This is a genomic window from Limnobacter sp., assembly GCF_036405155.1.
Lineage (GTDB): Bacteria > Pseudomonadota > Gammaproteobacteria > Burkholderiales > Burkholderiaceae_B > Limnobacter.
This window is the reverse complement of record NZ_DASWYD010000004.1, coordinates 179,849-200,831: the sequence shown is the minus strand read 5'-3', so window position 1 is coordinate 200,831 and position 20,983 is coordinate 179,849. Positions and strand designations below refer to the sequence as shown.

The 20,983-nt window shown below is 56.1% G+C and carries 18 protein-coding genes; 8 read left to right on the top strand and 10 right to left on the bottom strand.

What is annotated here, in order from left to right:
* Positions 1-2: 2 nt before the first annotated feature.
* Together cobA and VGE55_RS04785 are read left to right on the top strand one after the other, a co-directional pair.
* Positions 3-761 (top strand): uroporphyrinogen-III C-methyltransferase, encoded by a 759-nt coding sequence (gene cobA, locus VGE55_RS04790; protein WP_331130564.1) that lies wholly within the window; start codon positions 3-5, stop codon positions 759-761.
* A 47-nt stretch (positions 762-808) separates the two neighbouring features.
* Positions 809-4,537, top strand: coding sequence for a hypothetical protein (locus VGE55_RS04785; protein ID WP_331130563.1), 3,729 nt, complete (start codon positions 809-811; stop codon positions 4,535-4,537).
* Here VGE55_RS04785 and VGE55_RS04780 read toward each other — a convergent pair.
* Genes VGE55_RS04780 through lptF form a run of 3 tightly spaced genes read right to left on the bottom strand, consistent with a single transcriptional unit; the run spans position 4,506 to position 7,306 of the window.
* Positions 4,506-4,895, bottom strand: a complete 390-nt coding sequence (locus VGE55_RS04780) for a CbiX/SirB N-terminal domain-containing protein (RefSeq protein ID WP_331130562.1) — start codon at positions 4,893-4,895, stop codon at positions 4,506-4,508. The two genes, VGE55_RS04785 and VGE55_RS04780, sit on opposite strands and share 32 nt — an antisense overlap.
* Before the next feature lie 6 nt (positions 4,896-4,901).
* On the bottom strand, positions 4,902-6,149 hold the full coding sequence (lptG, locus tag VGE55_RS04775; protein ID WP_331130561.1) for an LPS export ABC transporter permease LptG: 1,248 nt from the start codon (positions 6,147-6,149) through the stop codon (positions 4,902-4,904).
* On the bottom strand, positions 6,146-7,306 hold the full coding sequence (lptF, locus tag VGE55_RS04770; protein ID WP_331130560.1) for an LPS export ABC transporter permease LptF: 1,161 nt from the start codon (positions 7,304-7,306) through the stop codon (positions 6,146-6,148). The genes lptG and lptF overlap by 4 nt, the downstream gene beginning before the upstream one ends.
* 151 nt (positions 7,307-7,457) lie before the next feature.
* On the opposite strand from lptF, the gene VGE55_RS04765 reads away from it, so the two are divergent.
* Genes VGE55_RS04765 through VGE55_RS04755 form a run of 3 tightly spaced genes read left to right on the top strand, consistent with a single transcriptional unit; the run spans position 7,458 to position 9,756 of the window.
* A complete protein-coding gene (locus VGE55_RS04765) occupies positions 7,458-9,086 on the top strand; it encodes a leucyl aminopeptidase (RefSeq protein WP_331130559.1) in 1,629 nt (542 codons plus the stop codon).
* A 16-nt stretch (positions 9,087-9,102) separates the two neighbouring features.
* The gene (locus VGE55_RS04760; RefSeq protein WP_331130558.1) at positions 9,103-9,525 is read left to right on the top strand and encodes a DNA polymerase III subunit chi; all 423 of its coding nucleotides are present in this window, start codon (positions 9,103-9,105) and stop codon (positions 9,523-9,525) included.
* A gap of 3 nt (positions 9,526-9,528) precedes the next feature.
* A complete protein-coding gene (locus VGE55_RS04755; protein ID WP_331130557.1) occupies positions 9,529-9,756 on the top strand; it encodes a hypothetical protein in 228 nt (75 codons plus the stop codon).
* Here the strand turns inward: VGE55_RS04755 and VGE55_RS04750 are convergent, their stop codons facing one another.
* A complete protein-coding gene (locus tag VGE55_RS04750) occupies positions 9,757-11,382 on the bottom strand; it encodes a methyl-accepting chemotaxis protein (protein WP_331130556.1) in 1,626 nt (541 codons plus the stop codon).
* A 226-nt stretch (positions 11,383-11,608) separates the two neighbouring features.
* On the opposite strand from VGE55_RS04750, the gene VGE55_RS04745 reads away from it, so the two are divergent.
* Positions 11,609-14,461 (top strand): valine--tRNA ligase, encoded by a 2,853-nt coding sequence (locus tag VGE55_RS04745; RefSeq protein ID WP_331130555.1) that lies wholly within the window; start codon positions 11,609-11,611, stop codon positions 14,459-14,461.
* A 28-nt stretch (positions 14,462-14,489) separates the two neighbouring features.
* Here the strand turns inward: VGE55_RS04745 and VGE55_RS04740 are convergent, their stop codons facing one another.
* From VGE55_RS04740 to VGE55_RS04715, 6 genes are all read right to left on the bottom strand, one after another.
* Positions 14,490-14,969 (bottom strand): BLUF domain-containing protein, encoded by a 480-nt coding sequence (locus VGE55_RS04740; protein ID WP_331130554.1) that lies wholly within the window; start codon positions 14,967-14,969, stop codon positions 14,490-14,492.
* 64 nt (positions 14,970-15,033) lie between these two features.
* The gene (locus VGE55_RS04735) at positions 15,034-15,687 is read right to left on the bottom strand and encodes a hypothetical protein (protein WP_331130553.1); all 654 of its coding nucleotides are present in this window, start codon (positions 15,685-15,687) and stop codon (positions 15,034-15,036) included.
* A gap of 15 nt (positions 15,688-15,702) precedes the next feature.
* Entirely contained in the window at positions 15,703-15,930 is a 228-nt protein-coding gene (locus tag VGE55_RS04730) for a sulfurtransferase TusA family protein (protein ID WP_256764723.1), read from the bottom strand.
* Positions 15,931-15,958: 28 nt separating this feature from the next.
* Positions 15,959-16,474, bottom strand: coding sequence for an NUDIX domain-containing protein (locus VGE55_RS04725; RefSeq protein ID WP_331130552.1), 516 nt, complete (start codon positions 16,472-16,474; stop codon positions 15,959-15,961).
* 25 nt (positions 16,475-16,499) lie between these two features.
* Entirely contained in the window at positions 16,500-19,139 is a 2,640-nt protein-coding gene (gene alaS / locus VGE55_RS04720) for an alanine--tRNA ligase (RefSeq protein WP_331130551.1), read from the bottom strand.
* A gap of 54 nt (positions 19,140-19,193) precedes the next feature.
* The gene (locus tag VGE55_RS04715) at positions 19,194-19,922 is read right to left on the bottom strand and encodes a glycerophosphodiester phosphodiesterase (RefSeq protein WP_331130550.1); all 729 of its coding nucleotides are present in this window, start codon (positions 19,920-19,922) and stop codon (positions 19,194-19,196) included.
* Between the two features lie 73 nt (positions 19,923-19,995).
* Between VGE55_RS04715 and VGE55_RS04710 the strand changes: the two genes are divergently transcribed.
* On the top strand, positions 19,996-20,328 hold the full coding sequence (locus VGE55_RS04710; protein ID WP_331130549.1) for an EthD family reductase: 333 nt from the start codon (positions 19,996-19,998) through the stop codon (positions 20,326-20,328).
* 120 nt (positions 20,329-20,448) lie between these two features.
* A complete protein-coding gene (locus VGE55_RS04705; protein WP_331130548.1) occupies positions 20,449-20,931 on the top strand; it encodes a DUF6795 domain-containing protein in 483 nt (160 codons plus the stop codon).
* The last annotated feature ends 52 nt before the right edge of the window (positions 20,932-20,983 follow it).

The following is a 20,983-nucleotide window of genomic DNA, read 5'->3' as shown; positions in this document are numbered from 1 at the left end:
AGATGGGACGCATTGCATTGATTGGCGCAGGGCCAGGCGCGGAGGACTTGATCACCGTGCGGGGATTGCGTTTGCTGATGCAGGCAGACTGTGTGTTGTACGACGCACTGGTCAGTCCCTCTCTTCTTTCAAATGCACGGCCTGATGCAAAACTGATTGCGGTGGGCAAACGCTGCGGAAAGCTGTCCACCGCCCAACACTTCATCAACAAGCAGTTGGTGGATGCAGCCCAAGAATTTAATCTGGTGGTCCGCCTGAAAGGTGGCGACCCCATGGTGTTCGGCCGCGCCGATGAGGAAATCACAGCGCTTCACGAGGCAGGTTTTGAGGTGGACGTGGTGCCCGGTGTAACGGCCGCACTGGCTGCAGCCAGCAGCCTGAAAACCTCCCTGACGCTGCGCGGTGTGGCCCGCAGCCTAACCTTAACAACCCCAGCAGTCGGCGTGAGCGAAACCCCCAGCACAGAATTGTTCACCGGTACCGAAAAAGACACGGTGGCTGTTTACATGGGTTTGCGGCAAGCAGGCCCATGGGCCCAAGCATTGCTGGACAAGGGTCGCAACGCACACACACCCGTGGTGTTGTGCGAAAGTGTGTCGCTGCCCAATGAGCGTTTTACACCGCTCACACTGGGCACACTGCCCAACTTTTCAGCAGAACAACTCACTGACGGGCCCTGCCTGATTTTGATTGGTGAAGCCTTGAGAAAAGCCAATCAATCCCTTGTAACCACTCTCCTCAAAAAAGCCCAGGTGGCCTGAACTCCGACAAACCGCCAGTTACTCAAACAGTTTGAGTCTGTGCGGACATGCCATCTTCAAACAACAACTCTGCGATTGGATCAAAGCGCGTCGACCACCTCGACTTTGCACAGTTTAGTCTGGATGATCACCCCCATCGGAAACCGCTGGTGTACAGCGCCGTGCAGGACAAGCTGCTCAAGCGATCAGTGCTACTTGCACCAACGTTGGGGGCGTTGCCCATTCGTTTCAAGCTTGTCGACCTGATTGAGGCCTTGAAAGCCCCCGTGTTTGCACTCAAGGGCTCATCGGTGAGGCAATGGACAACCATGGGGCCGCTGCACGACATAGACCTTCAAATACCCCAGTCAACAAGCGATGGCCCACACGATGCTGAGACCCAAAGCCAAATTTTGCAGCAAACCTGCGTGGATTTCATCACCAGCAAAACAACCGCAAAAGGCGCACAACCCCCAAACCACAGGAATCTCCAGTACTGCGCCCGCATCAGCCAAATAGCGCGCCATGCGGACGGCGCCTGGCTACGTACAGTAATCCGCTTGGGTGTGGCACAGCCCAACTGCAGCACGATTGATATTAACTACACCCAAGGAGAAAAGCTGGGCTATGACACCCTGAGTGCCTCGAGTATCCTGCTGGTCAACCGGCATCGTCAGGCTGCGTTGCAAGCCGAAGTGATTAGCCCGGAGCTGGCCGACTGGATGCGGGACAACAGTTTGGTCTGGTTTAACCCTGAAATGAACAGCGGGCTTCAACGCGTCAGTTATCGACTGGCCCAAAACCCGAGCTTGCAATGCCTGCAACCGGATCTGATTGACCGTTTCATTGAAGATGCGAGTGACTCCGACATCAAAACCGTGATGTGGCATCTGCTTCGAACGGTGCCACTTGACCAAGCTGAACAGAAAAACGGCATGTCGGCTTTTTGGAGGTCACTGTGTGGGCAACTTGGTGAGGCTTACCCACAGGCCACTGAGGCTGTCCGCAACCTGTGGTCGCCCACAGTCTATGACCATTTTTCCAAAAGTCTTCTGGACTGGGCGGGTTCGAATAGCCTGTCCGGTTTGCTTGAATGCCTGACATCTGTTGAACATCAACCCAAAGTACTCGACAACTTGAGAACAGCATGCCGTACGGCCATGGATTTTAGAAAAGACTTGCGGCAACTGCTGGACACATGGACGGATGCGCGAGTTTGGATGAATCAACATGGCAGCGCCTGTCTGGGCTACTCGCTGATTGAACCGCAGCAGTTTTTTGATCTGCTGGACCAAGCGAACTGGATAGGCCTGGTACCTGAGGTTGAGTTGAAAATGGTGTTCGAACCGCTACTCAACACCTGGGCCAACCAACTCAAAGAACCTTGTCGCGCAAAAGCACAAATCGTATTGGGTTGGCTTGACCAAGAGCCTCGAGGCAAACTGGTATTCTGGCTGCATCGCATACCCGCACAGAATCTCAAAAACCCATCGCCCCAGCAATCAGAACCTGTACTGAAATGCCTGATGGAGATGCTGAGTCAAGAAACTCGCGAAAACAACTGGCCAGCGGGTATCGAACATCTGGTTCTGTCGCGTCTTCAATTACAAAACCTGGCAGAGTCAGCGTTGGCTGAGCTGGATAAACAGCCTTCTACTTCATGGGGACAACTGAACTGGCCTTCGTGGCTGGTGAGTTTGGTTTTGCAGGAAAAATTTCAGGATCTTGCGTCACAGCTTGGCAGACATCTACAAACAGAGGACACCTGGAGCAATGAACTGATCCAGCAGGCTCACGCCTTGAGCTCACTCGCCGAGCAATCCCGCAAGTCGCTGGACAACACAGCAGTGCAAGGCATACTGCGAAATGCGATACGGCGAGAAAGCAATGGTTACAAACTTCATTTGAGCGATCATATACAACCCGTATTTTGGAGTGAGGGTCAGCTGAGGGGAGACACAGGCCCAGTGTCCACTACACTCAAGCAGGGTCCTGCATGGATACAATCCAACGCCGCACGGCGTAACAAAACCCAACACCGGATACTATGGGCTGATCACGGGAAGGTTGTGTGCACGGGCGGAGAAGTTGCCGACACACCGAAAGACCATCTTTTTTTGCGGGCCGACACACTGGGCCCTAGCGAAAGACCTGTGTTTGAGTGCTTGCTGACATTGCTCGAAGCGCACTGCGGTCAGCGCTTTGATCTGCTGGGCAACATTCGCGCATACGGTCGATGCAACGAACGCATGTTGCTACAGTCGGCAACCGCAAGCGCAGCCCTTCAATCTTTGCAAAAGGGAATTCTGGTTTGGCACGGACCGCAAGATATTTTCCGTATTGTGGTGGACGTGGACAACCATCAACCCAAGGAATGTCATGTCGCCATGAACGGTCATCGTGGACTGCCCAGCATCAGCGCTCGTTTTGAATCAACGGGCCAGGGTTGGCAAGTGCAACCTGTGCATGATGACATTTGGAGCTACTACGAAGTGGGTTTCGAACCACTGTGCACGTCGGTGCTTCGAATGCGTCGACAGTTGAACTTGGCGGCTACCCCCAGTCTCTCCAACGCGATATGCATTGAACATCGGGAGCCTCCCGCCTATCGGTTTTATGGCATACAGTTGGATCTGCAGCGCATGGCATCTGCCGGGGCACTGGAGATTCTTGAACCCACGCCCATGCGCCTGGAATTTGACGATCACTCTGCCCCCGATGGCATACCCATTCAAACCCTTGCCTTGATGGCGGAATTGATGGGGGAACGTCGACGGGGCATCCTGCCGCTATTGCCACGCCTGCACAATGGGCGGTTGGGCATACCACCAGTTGGCTACGAAGGCTTTGTTCACGGGCTGGGCAACGACACCCTCAGCATCAGTGGCTACCTGTGGCCCAACGGGCGGATGATCGGATGCATGCAGGCCGAGTTGAATGAAGCGCATGGGCTCATCAAACGCGCCTGGATTGGCTCATTTCTGTTAAAACGCCCTCATGAAAATGCGGATTGGGTCGGTTTAAAACACAGTGTATTCACTGCCAGCCCACTTCAGCTGGCGGTTGTCGGCCGGCAAAGTCAATCCGTGGAAGGCATACTCATGCCCCATGGATACTGTGAAGAACATTTGTTATCCGGCGATGCAAGCACCCGCATCATCCATGACCGCAAGGTGTACTTCGGCGGGCATGGTCGAAGCACTACACGGATCACTCGCAAGCCCCAGTTAATATTTGATTCCCCGGACGAACCCGGCTATTTTGTCGGCCAATACCGGGATGCACGCAACAACCCGATGATGAGCCACTTGGTGATGCAGGCGCCGGACGGTGGTCCAGACTTTGTGATGACCCTGCCAGCCCACGCCGAAACCATACGTGCATATAACCTTCACCTGAGTGATACAGCCGGGTTTGGCATGACTCTGCTGCTGAAGGACCATACACCACAGCATGGCCATCTTCAATTTCCTGGTGGGCTGGAGATGCGTTGTGGCTTGCGCAGTGAGGGCCAGAAACTTCGACCGGCCGGCAAGGGTAACATTCAATTCAACGGCCTGGATATCAGCATTTCGCTGACCGAAGATGGCACGCTAATGACCTTTTCAGGGCGAGATGATCACTCCAAGGCATGGCTTTCGACAAAACGCCTGCCCCAGGGATTGGTCAACACACTACCTCAATTGATCCTGCTGATGAGCAATGGAAACCTGCATTGGAAAACAGACTGTGAACCCCACCTCCGAATGCGGGACCTTGAAGTTCTCAAGCCAAGGGCAGAAGTGTTTGGCGAGTGATTTCATCGGCAATGGCCAACCAAACAGCATCCCATTGGCCCACCGCACTGGTGGCTTCCACATGCACACTGGGATGCGCTTGCCGAAGCTGATCCATCAACACCGGAAAATCATTCTTGAGATGACCACCTTTGCCAAAAAAAATTGGAATGATTTGGATGTGAGTGACCCCATCGGCGGTCAACTGACCAACACAGTCTGGCAATGAAGGGGCCATCAACTCCAGAAAAGCAAGCTCAACTGGTGAGCCTGGCAATCGGTCACGCAACATCTGCTGCAAACGCTTCATGGGCTCGGCCCATTGGGGGTCACGGGCACCATGGCCAAACAAAACAAGTGCAGTTTTTTTCGAGTTCATGGTGGCTTACCGGGTTGAAGCCCCGATGGGGCGTTTGTTGAACAGCCGTTCAACCAGGCGCCATGGCGCTGGCTGAGACACCCACCACAGCGACCCCATACCCAATACAAAGCCAATCACCGTGGGCATACTGGCGCTGAGAAACGGTGGCAGACTGGCTACCATGCTGAGGTGTGAAAAGAGGTTGTTGATGAGGTGAAAACCCACACCAATCATGATGCCCACAAACACCTTGACGCTAACCCCCCCCGATCGAAAATGCAGGTAAGCAAACGGCAGCGAGATCATCATCATGATGAGAATGGCAAACGGGTACATCACCTTTTTGGCGAAAGCGAGGTCAATATTGTCAGTGGCTTGCTGATTGCTTTTCAGAAAGCGTGAATAGTTGTAAAGCTGCCAGGCGCTCATCCGGTCGGGACGAACGAAAAGGCCTGTTAACAACTCGGGAGCCAGGTTGGATTTCCACTGAAGGGTGTCCAGCGTTCGCACTGGCGACGCCTGGATGGTCAACCCTGCCTTGGCGGCACGTTCGTTGGACACCGGTGCATCAAAGTAGTTTTGCACACGAACATCCGAGAGTGTCCAGTCCCGGGTGTCATTGTTATAACTGGCAGAACCCGCTCGCACCCACTGACGGACTCGGTTTTCTGCGTCCATCTCGTAGTACTCGACTTGCTTGAGGTCACCATCCCGGTCAAAGCCGCCGAAATTCACAAAACGCACACGGGTTCCGGTTTCTGGGGACTGATAGGTGTCGCGCAACCAATAGCCACTGCGAAAATCCCGGTCCACCTCAAAGCCCAGGGCCTTGGCCCGCATTGGAACGGCCGCACGCTCGGCCGCAGGGGCCACGCCTTCACCAAACAGCACGGTCAGCAATACCACGCCCGATGCAATCCGGATGATGAGCTTGAGCATCATCGTGGTGCTCATGCCAGCGGCCCGCATGGCGGTGAGCTCGCTGCTGGCCGCCAATTGCACCAAGGCATAAATGGAACCAATGAGTGCCGCGATGGGCGCGATTTCATACACACGGGCGGGCAAACCCAGCGTGATGGCAACCACGTAGTAAAACCAGTTCGTGCCCGGTTGACTCAAGCGATCCACCTCGCCGATCAGGTCAAAAAATGCGAACAGACCGACAAACGCCACCATCACAAAGCTGATGGACTTGTACAGCTCGCGACGAAAGTAGCGAAGAATCGACTTGGGCACCTTGAAGGATTGATCGGCCATCTGGTTCAGGTTCATGGCTTGACCTCCTGCTCAATGTCCTGCTTGATGTCCTGATCACCCACCACGTCGTCCAGTTGAAGTTTGGCTGGCGAGGTCCGTTTGAACCAGCTGGCACCGGCAGGGCGATTGCGCCGCACCAGCAAAAACCAAAACAGCAGCAGCACGGCCAAATGCGGCAAGAACAAAGCCAGCCAGAAATCCAGCTTGCCTTTGCTCACCATGCTTTGCGTGACCGAAATCACGTTGCTGTAGGTGAGGTAAATCAGCAAAGCAAAAATCTGGTTGAGTGATTGCCCGCCACGAGGGTTGACGAAGGCCAGGGGTATGGCCAACAAACCCAACACCAGCGCCGACAAGGGCAAGCTGACACGCCACAGCAGTTCAGCTCGGGCTGGCAAAGAGGTGTCCGCAATCAGATGGTCGACACGGCGGTGCTGAAGCTGATAACTGGGCGCAGCACCCAGGGTGTTGTCGATGGCCACGCCATAGGTTTCAAACTCGGTGCTGGTGAAGCGCTTCCCGGTGCCGTCCAGCGCAAAGCGGCGCCCCTCGCTCAGCACGAGGTAAGGCTGCCCATCGGCATCCACCTCCACCTTGCCCCGCGCGGCAGAGACAATGGTGCGGTTTTCGCCCTTGGAATCGACCACAAAAACGTTTTCAACCTGCTTGGTGAGTTCCGATTGCCGCTCAACGAAAAATACGCGGTTTGCATCACCCGATTCGCGAAACTGACCCGCGCTAACCTTGCTGACATCGCTGCGCTTGGCAAAGCGGTCTTTGGCGGCATCCAGTTCGGCTTTGGCCCAGGGGGTCAGCCACACAGAACAGACCAAGGCCAGTGCCGTCAATGGCAAGGCAAAACGAACAACCGGCCGAATCAGGGCGTGCAGCGAAACCCCGGCAGCAAACCAGGCGGTCATCTCCTGTTCCTTGAAGGCACGGGAGACAACACCCATCACGGCGATGAAGACAGTGATGACCAGTGCAGCGGGCAAGTATTGCAGGCCGCCGAGCAGGATGAGCATGAATACTTCGGCGTTATCCACAGTGCCACCCGCCGCTTGACCCAATGTTCGGACCAACACCGTGGTGACGATGATGGTGAACAGGGCCACAAATGTGGCGCCCGCAGTTTGCGCGAAATCTTTTCGAAAGGACGATCGAAACAGCATGCGTGGCAGGCAACGCCAAGGCGCGCCTTTCCGGGGTTTGAATAATGGTAGATTGTCTCATGCAATCGTTTTTGAAGGCTGCAGACCCGCTTAAAATGCTCACCGATCCGGTTGAGACAGCGACCAGCCCATTTGGAGGAACAGTTTGACCATGACAGCCAGCACGCCCACCACTCGCGCCAAGACAGTGAAAACCAGCACGGCCAAGACGGCCGCGGCCAAAAGCAATTCGTCGAACAGCAAGACGGCACCGCCCCCCATGTTCGGCTTCAAAGCCGGCAGTGGTGCAGCGGTGAAGGTCAGCATGGGTAGCCCGGTGCCCTCCAAAGGGACCACCGTGGCTGTGGTGGCGGTGTTGAAAGATGGCGTGTTGAGCGCAGCGGCCAAGCGCGCCGACGTGGACACCGAGGGCCTCATTTCTGCGGCCTGTAAACTGGATGCCCAACTGGGCAAAACCGGCACCCTGCGAACCGTGTTGAACACGGGCAACAACGCGGGTGTGTCGGCCTATGTGCTGGTGGGCCTGGACGATGCAGAAAAACTGACTGCAAAGGCCTTGCGCAAAGCCACAGACGCAGCCTGCGCTGCAGTGAAAAGTTTGAAACCGTCGAAGGTGTTTTTTGCCCTCAACCAGGAATTGCCAGCCGATTGCGACGATGAGGATGCCGCCAGCCTGTGTGCTCGTACCATCGTCGAGCACTTTTATACCTTCAGCGCCTGCCGCAAGCAGGAGGAGGAACCTGCCGTACTGCCCACTTTTGAATTGGCAGCGACCAAATCCACTGAAAAAGCCGTGGACAAAGGGGTGCGCACCGGGGTGGCCGTGGGCATTGGCATGCAATTGACCAAAGACTTGGGCAACCTGCCGGGCAACATTTGCACGCCCAATTACCTGGCTGAAACCGCCAAAGCCATGGCCAAGCAGTACAAGCTGGATGTGGATGTGCTGGACCACAAAAAAATGGAAAGCCTGGGCATGTTCAGCCTGCTGTCGGTCGGCAAGGCTTCCAGCGAACCACCCAAGTTGATCGTGCTGAAATACAACGGCGCAAAAAATGCCAAAGAGGCACCGGTGGTGCTGGTGGGCAAGGGCATTACCTTTGACACCGGGGGTATTTCGCTCAAGCCCGGTGCCAACATGGACGAAATGAAGTACGACATGTGTGGTGCAGCCAGTGTGCTGGGCACCATGAAAGCGGTGGCTGAACTGAAACTGCCCATCAACCTGATTGTGGTGGTGCCCACGGCTGAAAACATGCCGGCTGGCAACGCCAGCAAGCCCGGTGACATTGTGGTGTCTATGAGTGGCCAAACCATTGAGATTTTGAACACCGATGCAGAGGGCCGTCTCATTCTGTGCGACGCGCTGACCTATGTGGAGCGCTTCAACCCGGCCGCAGTGGTGGATGTGGCCACCCTGACCGGTGCATGCATTGTGGCCTTGGGCCACATCAACAGCGGCCTGTACAGCCCACAGGACGACCTGGCCAATGAGTTGCTGGAAGCCGGCAAACGCGCACTGGACACCGCTTGGCGCATGCCGCTGGACGAGGAATACCACGAACAGCTCAAAAGCAATTTTGCGGACATGGCCAACATTGGTGGACCACCCGCCGGCAGCGTGACAGCGGCCTGCTTCCTGCAAAAATACACCAAAGCCTACAACTGGGCCCACCTCGACATTGCAGGCACCGCCTGGCATTCCGGCAAAGCCAAAGGTGCCAGCGGACGCCCAGTGCCCATGCTGGCCGAATTTGTCATGGCCCGGGCAAAAGCTTGACTGAAGGAATACCGCGGTGACCCGGATTGATTTTCATCTGAACGTGGCGGAGCGCCTGCTGTACACCTGCCGATTGGTGCGCAAAGCCTATGGCAGTGGCTTGAAGGTGGTGTGCTTCAGCACACGGCCCGAGGTGCTGGAGCATTTGGACAAGCTGATGTGGACATTCTCGGAAGAGGATTTTTTGCCACATGTGATGACCGGGCATCCGGGTGTTACTGACACACCGATTGTACTCACCGACAAAGCCGACGATGTGGTGCACCACGACTTGTTGATCAACCTGGACGAACAGTGGCCCCCGTTCTTTTCGCGCTTTGAACGGCTGGTTGAAATTGTGGGACTGGACGAAGAACACAAGGCGCTTGCTCGCCAGCGCTACAAGTTCTACAAAGACCGGGGATATCCGCTCAACACCTTTGATCGCGCAGGAGCCTGATCCATGGCAGAACAGTTTGACGGTGGGCCGCCACTGCTCACCGAGGTGATTGAAAGCGGATTGCAGGAAATAGAACAGAGCACCGGGGTACGTCTCGGTGCTCTGTCTGACCCGCAAATTGAAATATTGCGGGCCCAATTGCCAGAACTCTTTGAACGGGCGCTGCTGCGAATCAAACCCCAGCTGATGGCGGAGTTTGAAAAAATCGTGCTGAACGCCCTGGGCAAATAATCAAACCGTGAACTGACCCACTGAGCGCTGCAGTTCGCCAGCCAATTGAGAAATTCGGTCTGAACGGTCTTTGTTCAACGAAATGGCCGCCGTATTTTCTTCTGTCATCTGCGCCACGCGCTCCACGTTCCGACTGATTTCCACGCTCACATTGCTCTGCTCTTTCATGGACACAGAGATGGCGGCAATCGCATCACTCACGCGGTCTGCATCCGACTTGATTTGTGCAATGGCACTGGACACAGTGTCTGCTTGAGCAATGCCCTGTTCCACCAGTTCAACCGAGGATTCCATGGAATTGGACGCCTCACGGGTGATGTTTTGAATCTGGTTAACCATGCCAGAGATTCGATCGGTCGAGCCTTTGGTTTGCTCAGCCAGTTTGCGGACTTCATCAGCCACCACAGCAAACCCGCGGCCACTTTCACCAGCCCGTGCTGCTTCAATCGCGGCATTCAGCGCCAGCAAGTTGGTTTTTTCAGCAATTTCGGTGATGGTGGACACAATTTCCGAAATTTCGCTGGACTGCTGCTCCATGGAGCGTACAGCCTGTGCACTGGTTTGCACCGAACTGGCGATTTGACGGATGTTGTTCACCACCTGACCCAAGGTCTGCATGCCACCATCGGCGGAGCGCTTGGCCTGCAAGGCGGTCTGTGACGCTTCGCCAGAATTCTCAGTGATTTGCCCGATGCTGACAGTCAGCTCTTCCACAGCTGCAGCCATGGATGCGGTTGCATCGGCTTGTTCCGTGGCAGCGCGAGCCATTTCATCCGATGCACCCAACACTTCGTTCGAACTTCCGGTAATGTCCACCGCTGAACTGCGAATTTCACTGATAAGGTTTTGCAGATTGGTTTGCGCCTTGTTCAAGTCCACCAACAGGCGGTCAATTTCATCGTCACCCTGAATCTGGAAGCGTGAGTTCAGCTTGCCCTCGGCCAAAGCTTGCAGTACACCCGAGGCCACACCCACCTTGTGTTTGAAGAAACGGGCAATCACGAAGTTCAAGCCCAAACCAACCAGCAAGGCGAATATGGTGATGCCGGCGGCAATCCAGATGGACTGCTCATAGGTGGCCTGTGCGGCCTCCTTTCTCACACCCAGCAGTCGCACTTCCTCTTTTTCAATGTCGGCCAACACGGCGCGCATGGCGTCCATCTTGGGTTTGCTGGGGCGGGACTTCAGCTCTGCATCAAACTGGGCCTGGGTGATGGTGCCGGCAACCAATTGGCGTTTGACCGAAATCATGGGTTCAATCACCTCGTTCATCCAGCGAGCATACTCAGCCGAAAACTCTTTCAGCTTGCCTAGCACATACGCATTGTGAGTGGTCAGTTTTTCGCTTTTTTCCAGGGACGATTGCACCAAGGCCTTGCCTTCCTGATAGGGCTGCAAGTAGCTCTCATCGCCCCGCAGCAGAAAGCCACGCTCGCCGGTTTCAATGTTGAACAGATTTTCACGAACGTCACCAATGGCTTCGATGACGACATGGGTGAATTCATTCTGCGCGTTGGCCTCCATGATGGAGCGGCTGTTATAAATGCCCAGCACGCCCATGAGGGTGCCCAGCATGATGACGGTGACGAGACTGGCGCTGAATTTGGCGCTGATGGTTTTGAGCATGGTAACCCCGCAAACATTGGACATGGAATGACAATGATCGGATTGTGGCCCTTTGGAGGGGGCTCCAATTTGAGGAAAAGACAATGTTTCATAGCCCAGATCGCTGACTTAAACATTCAGCCAGGGGCTGAAAGCGCCGCTGGCATTGTCGGGCGCGACTGGCCCCGCCAGCCCGGTATAATCAGGCCCCATCCAATTGATTTGTCTGCAAAACGCAGTACGCACCATGACTGAACTCGCCAAAAGTTTTGACCCCGCCACGATCGAAGCCTGCTGGGGCCCCGAGTGGGAAGCCCGTGGATTGGCCAAGTCCACCACCGAGGATGGCAAGCCAGACTTCTGCATCCAATTGCCGCCGCCCAATGTGACCGGCACGCTGCACATGGGCCATGCCTTCAACCAGACCATCATGGACGGCCTGACCCGCTACCACCGCATGAAGGGCTACAACACACTGTGGCAGCCCGGCACGGACCATGCCGGTATTGCGACGCAGATTGTGGTGGAACGCCAACTGGCCGCCCACAACATCACCCGACACGACTTGGGCCGCGAGAAATTCGTTGAAAAAGTGTGGGAATGGAAAGAAAAATCCGGAGGGACCATTGCGCAACAAATGCGGCGCATGGGTGCCAGTGTGGATTGGAGCCGTGAATACTTCACCATGGACGAGAGCTGCTCCAAAGCAGTGACTGAGGTGTTTGTCCGCTTGTATCAACAAGGCCTGATTTACCGCGGCAAACGATTGGTCAATTGGGACCCTGTGCTGCACACTGCCGTGTCGGACCTGGAAGTGGAAAGTGTGGAAACCGAAGGCAGCCTGTGGGAAATCCACTACCCCTTGGTGGAAGCAGACACCCTGAAAGGCCTGACCCACCTGACCGTTGCCACCACCCGCCCCGAGACCATGCTGGGCGACACGGCCGTGATGGTGCACCCCGAGGATGAGCGTTACCAACACCTGATCGGCAAGAAGGTGCGCTTGCCCCTGTGCAACCGCGAGCTGCCGATCATTGCCGACGCCTATGTGGACAAGGAATTTGGCACGGGCGTGGTAAAAGTGACCCCCGCGCACGATTTCAATGACTATGCTGTGGGCCAACGCCATGGCCTGCCCATGATCAACATCCTGACGCTGGATGCGAAAGTGAACAACAACGGGCCTGTAGCCTACCAAGGCCTGGACCGGTTTGTCGCCCGCGCCAAGATTGTGGACGACCTGCAGGCGCAGGGCTTGCTGGGCAATATCAAAAAACACACGCTCATGGTGCCCAAAGGCGACCGCACCAAGGCGGTGATTGAGCCCATGCTGACCGATCAGTGGTTTGTGGCCATGAGCAAGGTGGGCGAGAACGATCCCACCGGCAAAAGCATCACGCAAAAAGCCATCGACGCCGTGGCCAGCGGCAAAGTGAAGTTTGTGCCCGAGCAATGGGTGAACACCTACAACCAGTGGCTGAACAACATTCAGGACTGGTGTATTTCCCGCCAATTGTGGTGGGGCCACCAAATTCCCGCCTGGTATGGCGACAATGGTCAAATTTTTGTGGGCCGCACGGCAGACGAAGCCAAGGCAGAGGCTGCCAAAGCAGGCTACACCGGCGCCTTGAAGCGAGATGAAGATGTATTGGACACCTGGTTTAGCTCTGCATTGGTGCCCTTCTCAACCCTGGGCTGGCCTGAGCAAACACCGGAGTTGAAGCACTTCATGCCATCCTCCGTGTTGGTCACCGGCTTTGACATTATTTTCTTCTGGGTTGCCCGGATGATCATGATGACCACCCACTTCACCGGCCAGGTGCCGTTCAAGACGGTGTATGTGCATGGCTTGGTGCGGGATGCCGAAGGCAAAAAAATGAGCAAGTCGGTGGGCAACACACTGGACCCGGTGGACCTGATCGATGGCTGCAGCATTGAAACCCTGCTGGAAAAACGCACCACGGGCTTGAGCAAGCCACAGGATGCCCCCAAGATTGAAAAACGCACCCGCAAAGAGTTTCCGGACGGCATTCCTGCCTACGGGGCCGATGCCTTGCGCTTCACCTTTGCCAGCCTGGCCACCCTGGGCCGCAACATCAACTTCGACCAAAAGCGCTGCGACGGTTACCGCAATTTTTGCAACAAACTGTGGAATGCCACCCGCTTTGTACTGATGAACACCAAAGGCCAGGACTGCGGACTGAGTGATCACGATGCAGATGCCTGCACGCCGGGCGGTTACTTGGATTTTTCCCAGGTGGACCGCTGGATTACCAGCCAATTGCAACGGGTAGAAGCCGATGTGGCGACAGCCTTTGAGACCTTCCGCTTCGACCTGATTGCTCAGCACATTTACCAATTTGTGTGGGACGAGTATTGCGACTGGTACCTGGAAATTGCGAAGGTACAAATTGCCAACGGCACCCCAGCCCAGCAGCGCGCCACCCGCCGCACCTTGGTGCGTGTGCTGGAAACCATCCTTCGCCTGGCACACCCGATTATTCCGTTCATCACGGAAGAACTGTGGCAAACAGTCAGCGTGGTGGCCGGCCGCCGCGAGGAGGGTCAGAAGGCTAGCCTCATGAACCAGGCTTACCCCGTGAGCCAGCCCAACCGCATCGATGGACAGGCCGAAGCCCACATGGCTGCCTTGAAGGCCGCTGTGGATGCCGTTCGCGCACTGCGCGGCGAAATGGGCCTAAGCCCGGCTGAAAAAGTACCCTTGTTTGCCAGCTTTGAAGGCGATGCGACACAGGAAGCCTTCCTGAAAAAAATTGCAGGCGCCCTCATGGCCCTGGCCAAAATCAGCGCCGTGAATGTGGTGCCCACACTGCCTGAAGGCTCGCCCGCACCGGTTCAGATTGTCGGTGGCGTGAAACTCATGCTGCATGTGGAAATCGACGTGGAGGCTGAACGGAAACGTCTGAGCAAGGAAATCGAGAAGCTGTCGATTGAAATTGCAAAATGCCAGGGCAAGCTGGGCAATGAAGCCTTTGTCGCCAAAGCACCCCAGGCTGTGGTTGATCAGGAGAATGCGCGGCTGCGCGAGTTTTCAGAACTCAAAGGCAAACTGGAGATGCAGTTGGCCACCTTGAACTAAGCGCTACCAACGCGCCACAGCCCACCTGCTAAAACGGAAAGGCCCCGGTCTGTGGGGCTTTTTCCATTTCAGATTTGACCCTACCATATTCCATGATCAGGTTGATTACCCCTTTTCCGAGCGACTGCCAAGAACGGTGAAGCCGAGAATCCAGGTAATCGAATGGGGTTTTCACCACCGGTGAAATGCGATCTGGACCCAAATGAACGCCCTGCATGGCCCAGCCTTCAAATAGCCTTTCGGATGCAGGGCCGAAGGCATGAACTTGAATGTCCCGGTGACGGCTGTCCGCACGAATGGATGTAAACAGGGTCGAGATTTGTGTTTGCTCACCCTCCAGACATTGGAGGAACTCCTGTCCGTTAAATAGCAAAATGCCGGTCAAGCCCAAAGCACAGTTTTTTGACGAAGCCTGCGCGCACAGGTTCTCGAAATCCTTGGATTTCAGGGGTACCGCCTGCGTTGACGTGTATACCAACCTGTGCATAAATTTTTGGCCAATGATCAAAAGGTTTACAGATATTCTACTTCTTGCGACCCTCAAAAGAGCCCACCCATTTTGGTGAACCCCCCTAAACAAACCGCTGAAGTGCGCGGGCCGTGCGGTGTAAACGGTTTCTATTGAGGAAGTTTAACCATTCATCAACCGTTGAGGGGGGTGGGCGCGCTTGTTCACGATGGGGGTTTGGGTCACGAACTGGCAGTTGACCCAGCAAGCTATCCAGCCGCTTCAAACTGCCTTGCAGACGCTCAAGCAAGCCCGCGGAAGGCATGAACAGCTCGAGCAGCAGGTCGTCCGGGGAATAACGCACCACGCCTAGTTTCAACAGGTTTTTTCTGGGGAAGTCGCGAATGTTCCAGGTGACCAGGGCCACCGGCTCGCCAAGGCGATGTTTGAGGTGAAGCGCGGCGGCCGCCACATGTCGGTCCTTTTCATCCACGCTTTTGACGTCCGGCAGGCAGGCTGAGTAATCGTCGGTGAGTACCCGGGCTGACATCGCACCGGGCAACGCGGCACGGTGGGCCTCGGCATCGGCCTCGGAGAGGCGTTGCAAGCGCACCAGATTACGAAAGCACTCGTTTTCAATGATGGGGGTCCAATGCAAGGTGGCCCCATGCTGGTCGGCCAACTCCAGCATCAAAGCGCGGCACCAGTCTGAAAACAGAATGTTGGCATCCAGCAACCAATGTTTGGGCAACGCAGGTTTGGCCAGCAGAACGCTCAAAGCAGGCCTTGGGACTTAGCGCCGCTTCATGAAAAACACAAAAGTGCCCGCTTGCTCTTGCTGGTCCAGCAGTTCATTGCCGGTTTGTTTGGCAAACATGGCGAAGTCCCGTACAGCACCCGGATCGGTCGCCAGCACCTTCAACACCTGGCCACTTTGCATATCGGCCAGTGCTTTTTTGGTCCGCAGAATAGGCAGTGGGCAATTCAGTCCACTGGCATCAATTTCACGGTCTGCATTCATGGGGTACTCCTGCGATTCAGTTCGATGTTCAAAATTCAAGCCACTGTACATCCAGGCCACGGGCCTGCATCCAGTGCGCCATGGCCAAGCCTGTGCCCATGCGCCAGGGGCGCAGTTTGGCGGGTTCAATCAGCTTGTAAGCCACCAGCTCTTCCGACAGGCTTACCTCGCCCTCGGCTTTCACGTGGTAAGCCATGATGACTTCATTTTTACGCTGAAAGGGGTAAACGCCGATCAGGCTTGTTTCTACAGCATCCAGGTTTGTTTCTTCTTTCAACTCACGGGCCACGCCCTCTTCGGGCGACTCGTTGCGTTCCAAAAAGCCTGTGATGAGGGCATAGAATTCTGCAGGCCAGGCGGCATTGCGCGCCAGCAGGATTTTCCCTTGGTACTCCACCAAGGCAGCCACCACCGGCACCGGGTTGCCCCACTGCACGAAGCCGCAGGGCTCGGCCGTGCACACCATGCGCTGGGCGCCGCCGTGGTCGCGCTGGGCCAGCGGCTGCGCGCACTGGGGGCAATACCGATATTGAAGTGTGCTCATGGTGCGTGCTGCCTGTGAACCCGTTTTAAATCTTGGACTTCACCCAATCCACCACGCCCGCCAAAGCAGCGGGTAGGTTCTCGGGCTGCGTGCCACCGGCCTGGGCCATGTCGGGGCGACCACCGCCCTTGCCACCCACCTGCTGGGCCACAAAGTTCACCAGGTCGCCTGCTTTTACTTTTGTGGTAGCGTCTTTGCTGACGGAGGCAATCAGGCTGACTTTACCGTCGGCCACGGTGGCCAGAACCAAAGCGGCATTGCCCAGCTTGTCGCGCAGTTTGTCGGCGGTCTCACGCAGTTGCTTCACGTCCGCACCATCCAGTGCTGCAGCCAGCACCTGGATACCCGCTACGTCCACCGCCTGGCTGGCGAGGTCGTCGCCCTGGCTGGCTGCCAACTTGCTTTTCAATCGGTCCAGTTCCTTTTCCAGGCTTTTCACCTGGTCCAGCATCTGCCCAATTTTGGCAGTGGCTTCCGAAGCAGGCACACGCAGAGTTTGGGCGATGGCCTCTACCTGGGCCTGTGTGGCTTGCGCAAATTCCATGGCACCCAAGCCAGTGGTGGCCTCCACCCGGCGAATGCCGGCAGCCACACCGCTTTCACTCACAATCTTAAATAGCCCAATATCACCCGTGCGCTGCACGTGCGTTCCGCCGCAAAGCTCACGGGATGAGCCAATGTCGAGAACACGCACCGTGTCGCCATACTTTTCACCAAACAGCATCATTGCACCAGCCGCTTTGGCGCTTTCAATGTCCATCACACGGGCACTGGCTTCCACGTTCGCCAAAATTTCATCGTTCACTTTGCGTTCAACCGCGGCAATTTGCTCGGCGGTCATGGGGCTGTGGTGCGCAAAGTCGAAACGAGTTTTATCGGCATCCACCAGCGAACCTTTTTGGCTGACATGCTCGCCCAGCACTTCGCGCAGGGCTTTGTGCATGAGGTGGGTGGCACTGTGGTTGCGAATGGTGCGGCCGCGCTTGTACTGGTCCACTTGTGCACCCACGGCATCGCCCACCTTGAGCTCGCCAGTGATGAGTTCACCGTGGTGGCCAAACACGTTGGCCTGAATTTTTTGGGTGTCCTCAACACGGAACAGGTTGAGGCAGGCTGCGCCGCTGGAAATTTCGCCTTGGTCGCCCACTTGGCCACCGCTTTCGGCATAGAAAGGCGTTTGGTCCAGCACAATCACGCCCTGTTGGCCTGCAGAAATGCTGTTCACCGCACTGCCGTTCACGTAGATGGCGGTGATGCGGGCATTGGCCACTTCCAGTTGCTCGTAACCCTTGAACTCGGTGGGCGCGCCACTATAGGCTAGGTCGGCGTCCATCTTGAACTTGCCAGCGGCGCGGGCCTGCTGCTTTTGCTTGTCCATGGCGGCATCAAAGGCGGCCTCGTCCACGCTCATCTCGCGCTCGCGGCACACGTCGGCCGTCAGGTCCAGCGGGAAGCCATAGGTGTCGTGCAACTTGAAAGCGGTTTCACCGTCCAGCACGCCGCCTTGGGGCAGAGCGCCCAGCGCAGCATCCAGAATGCTCATGCCGTTTTCGATGGTTTCAAAGAAGCGCTCTTCTTCGGCTTTCAAAATGTTTTGCACTTGGGCAGCAGCCTTGGCCAGCTCGGGATAGGCCTCGCCCATTTGCGCCACCAGGTCGGGCACCAGCGCGTTGAAGAATGGCTTGCGGCAACCCAGCTTGTAGCCATGGCGTATGGCGCGGCGAACAATGCGGCGCAGCACATAGCCCCGGCCTTCGTTGCCAGGAATCACACCATCCACCACCAGAAAAGAACAGGCGCGGATGTGGTCGGCAATCACCTTCAAGCTGTTGTTGCTCAGTTCAACAGCATTGCCCTGCGCATTCACTTCGCGGGCCGCACCGGCAATCAAGGCCTGGAACAGGTCGATTTCGTAGTTGCTGTGCACATGCTGCAGCACAGCCGCAATGCGCTCCAGGCCCATGCCGGTGTCCACGCAAGGCTTGGGCAGGGGGTGCAGCACGCCATCGGCGGTGCGCTCAAACTGCATGAACACCAGGTTCCAGATTTCAATATAACGGTCGCCATCTTCTTCGGGGCTTCCGGGTGGGCCACCCCAAACGTCTGGGCCATGGTCATAAAAAATTTCAGTACAAGGACCGCAGGGACCGGTGTCGGCCATCTGCCAGAAGTTGTCCGACGCATAGCGGGCACCCTTGTTGTCGCCAATGCGAATGATGCGCTCGGCGGGCACGCCCACCTGCTTATTCCAAATATTGTAGGCCTCGTCATCCTCGTGGTAGACGGTGACATACAGGCGATCGGCAGGCAGCTTGTAAACGGTGGTCAGCAAATTCCAGGCGTACTGAATGGCGTTTTCCTTGAAGTAATCGCCAAAGCTGAAGTTGCCCAGCATTTCAAAGAAAGTGTGGTGCCGGGCGGTGTAGCCCACGTTTTCCAGGTCGTTGTGCTTGCCACCGGCGCGCACCGAACGCTGGCTGGATGTTGCGCGGGTGTAGGGGCGTTTGTCCTTGCCGGTGAACACATCCTTGAACTGCACCATGCCGCTGTTGGTGAACAGCAGGGTTGGGTCGTTGCCGGGCACCAGCGAACTGGAGGGCACAACGGTGTGCCCTTGCGAGGCAAAGTAGTTCAGAAACTTTTCGCGAATGTCGGCGACTTTCATCGGGTACAAACCTGGGTAGATGATTGAATAGGCTGTGATTATACGGGGCGCTGGTCAAAAAGAGTGCTGGCCAAACGCCATTACGTCGGTGAAGGCACCATCCACACCCAGCGCAGCCAGGGCTCTTAAGGTTTCTTCGTCGTTGACGGTGTAAACCCGCACTTGTCGCCCCGAGGTGTGAATGCGGCGCACCACGGTGGCGTCCACCGCCGACCAATGCAGGTGCACTGCCTTGGCACCCAGCGCATCGGCGTGCAGCACCCAGTCCTCCGGAAAGGCTTCATAGAGTATTGCCAATGGCAAGCCCTGCAAAGGCAATAAGCTGGCGTGGTAAAAACTGGAAAACAGCCAATGCTGACGGATGCGAGCCTGTTGGTCAGCAGTGCAAGCCTCCACATGCTGCCGCACCACTTGGCCCAATGTCCGTGCGTTGGCAGGGTCAGTGGCTTTCAACTCCACATTGGCCGAGATGTTGTGTTGTAAACACCAGTCCAGCACCTCTTGCAGGCGGGGAATCGGCTCACCCGCCACGCTGTAGTGCCGCAGGTCACTGGCGCGCAGTCTGTCAAAGCGGGTCACCGAGTCGGTACCGGCCAAAGCCGGGTCGATGGACTGCGCGCAACGGCCCATGACCCAGTCATGGTGCACAAAAGCCTGGCCATCGGCGGTGAGCATGACGTCAAACTCCACCGCGTTAAAACCGCTGTTCAGGGCGGTTTGAAACCCTTTCAAGGTGTTTTCGAGTGCACCTTTTCCACTGCCGCGGTGTGCCCACAATTTCATGCGATATCCTGAGATGGCCAAAACAGCAGTGTACAAATTCTGCGGCAGCAATTTAACCCGAAGGAGAACGAGGATGACGACAACAGGCATTAAGGTCAGCGTGATGTACCCCAACAAGGCTGGTGCGCGGTTTGACCATGAATATTACAAAAACAGCCACATGCCCCTGGTGAAAAGCAAAATGGGCGACGCCCTGAAGTACTACACGGTGGACCGTGGGCTGGCCGGCGGCACACCCGGCGAAGCGCCCACCTACGTGGCCATGTGCCATTTGTTCTGCGATTCCGTCGCAAGCTTCCAGGCGGCATTTGGCCCCCACGCACAAACCATATTGGCGGACATTCCCAACTACACCGACTTGCAACCGGTGTTGCAGATCAGCGAAGTGGTGGTGGGAAAACCCTAAGCAATTGGGGAACCAGAGGGGGTATTTGTCCCCTCTGCCATCACTCCGCAGAGTGGACAATTGCCATGCAGACGGGTTTGGACGACATTCGGTGGCTGAACAAACACTCACAGGCCATAAATGCCCATGCTCTTGTTGCGCCGCCGCTGCGTCGGCTTGTTGTTGGCCCTCAACCCTTTTTTATTTTCCTGCGCCATGGCAACCGAGAAAGTCCTTTTGTGGCCTGAAATTCAAGGCCAAATCTTGAATGCTGGCAAACCCGTTGCCGGGCTTGAACTGACCCAAACCCTGTACTGGAACTACGAAGAGTCCAAAGCCCCACCGCGTGTGGTCACTTTGAAGACCAATGCCGATGGGCGGTTTGTTTTCCCGAAAATCACGGGGGAAATCAGCACGGGGTTGATGACGCGGTTGTTTTATCAGCCAAGCATGGTCGTAGACATCAAATCTGTACATGATTCAAAGCCATACAGAGTGTACGTTTCATCATCCCTAAGCCATTTTGTCGCAACAGAACCCCCGGAGCGGCTGGAATGTGATTTGCAGAAATCCGAGCTGTTTGAAGGTTCTTACTTGGTTGAATGCAGGAGGGTCGATCAATGAAGGTCTTGACGCCATTTGAGGCTTACTTTTTGGCAGCCTCCGTTTATGAGGT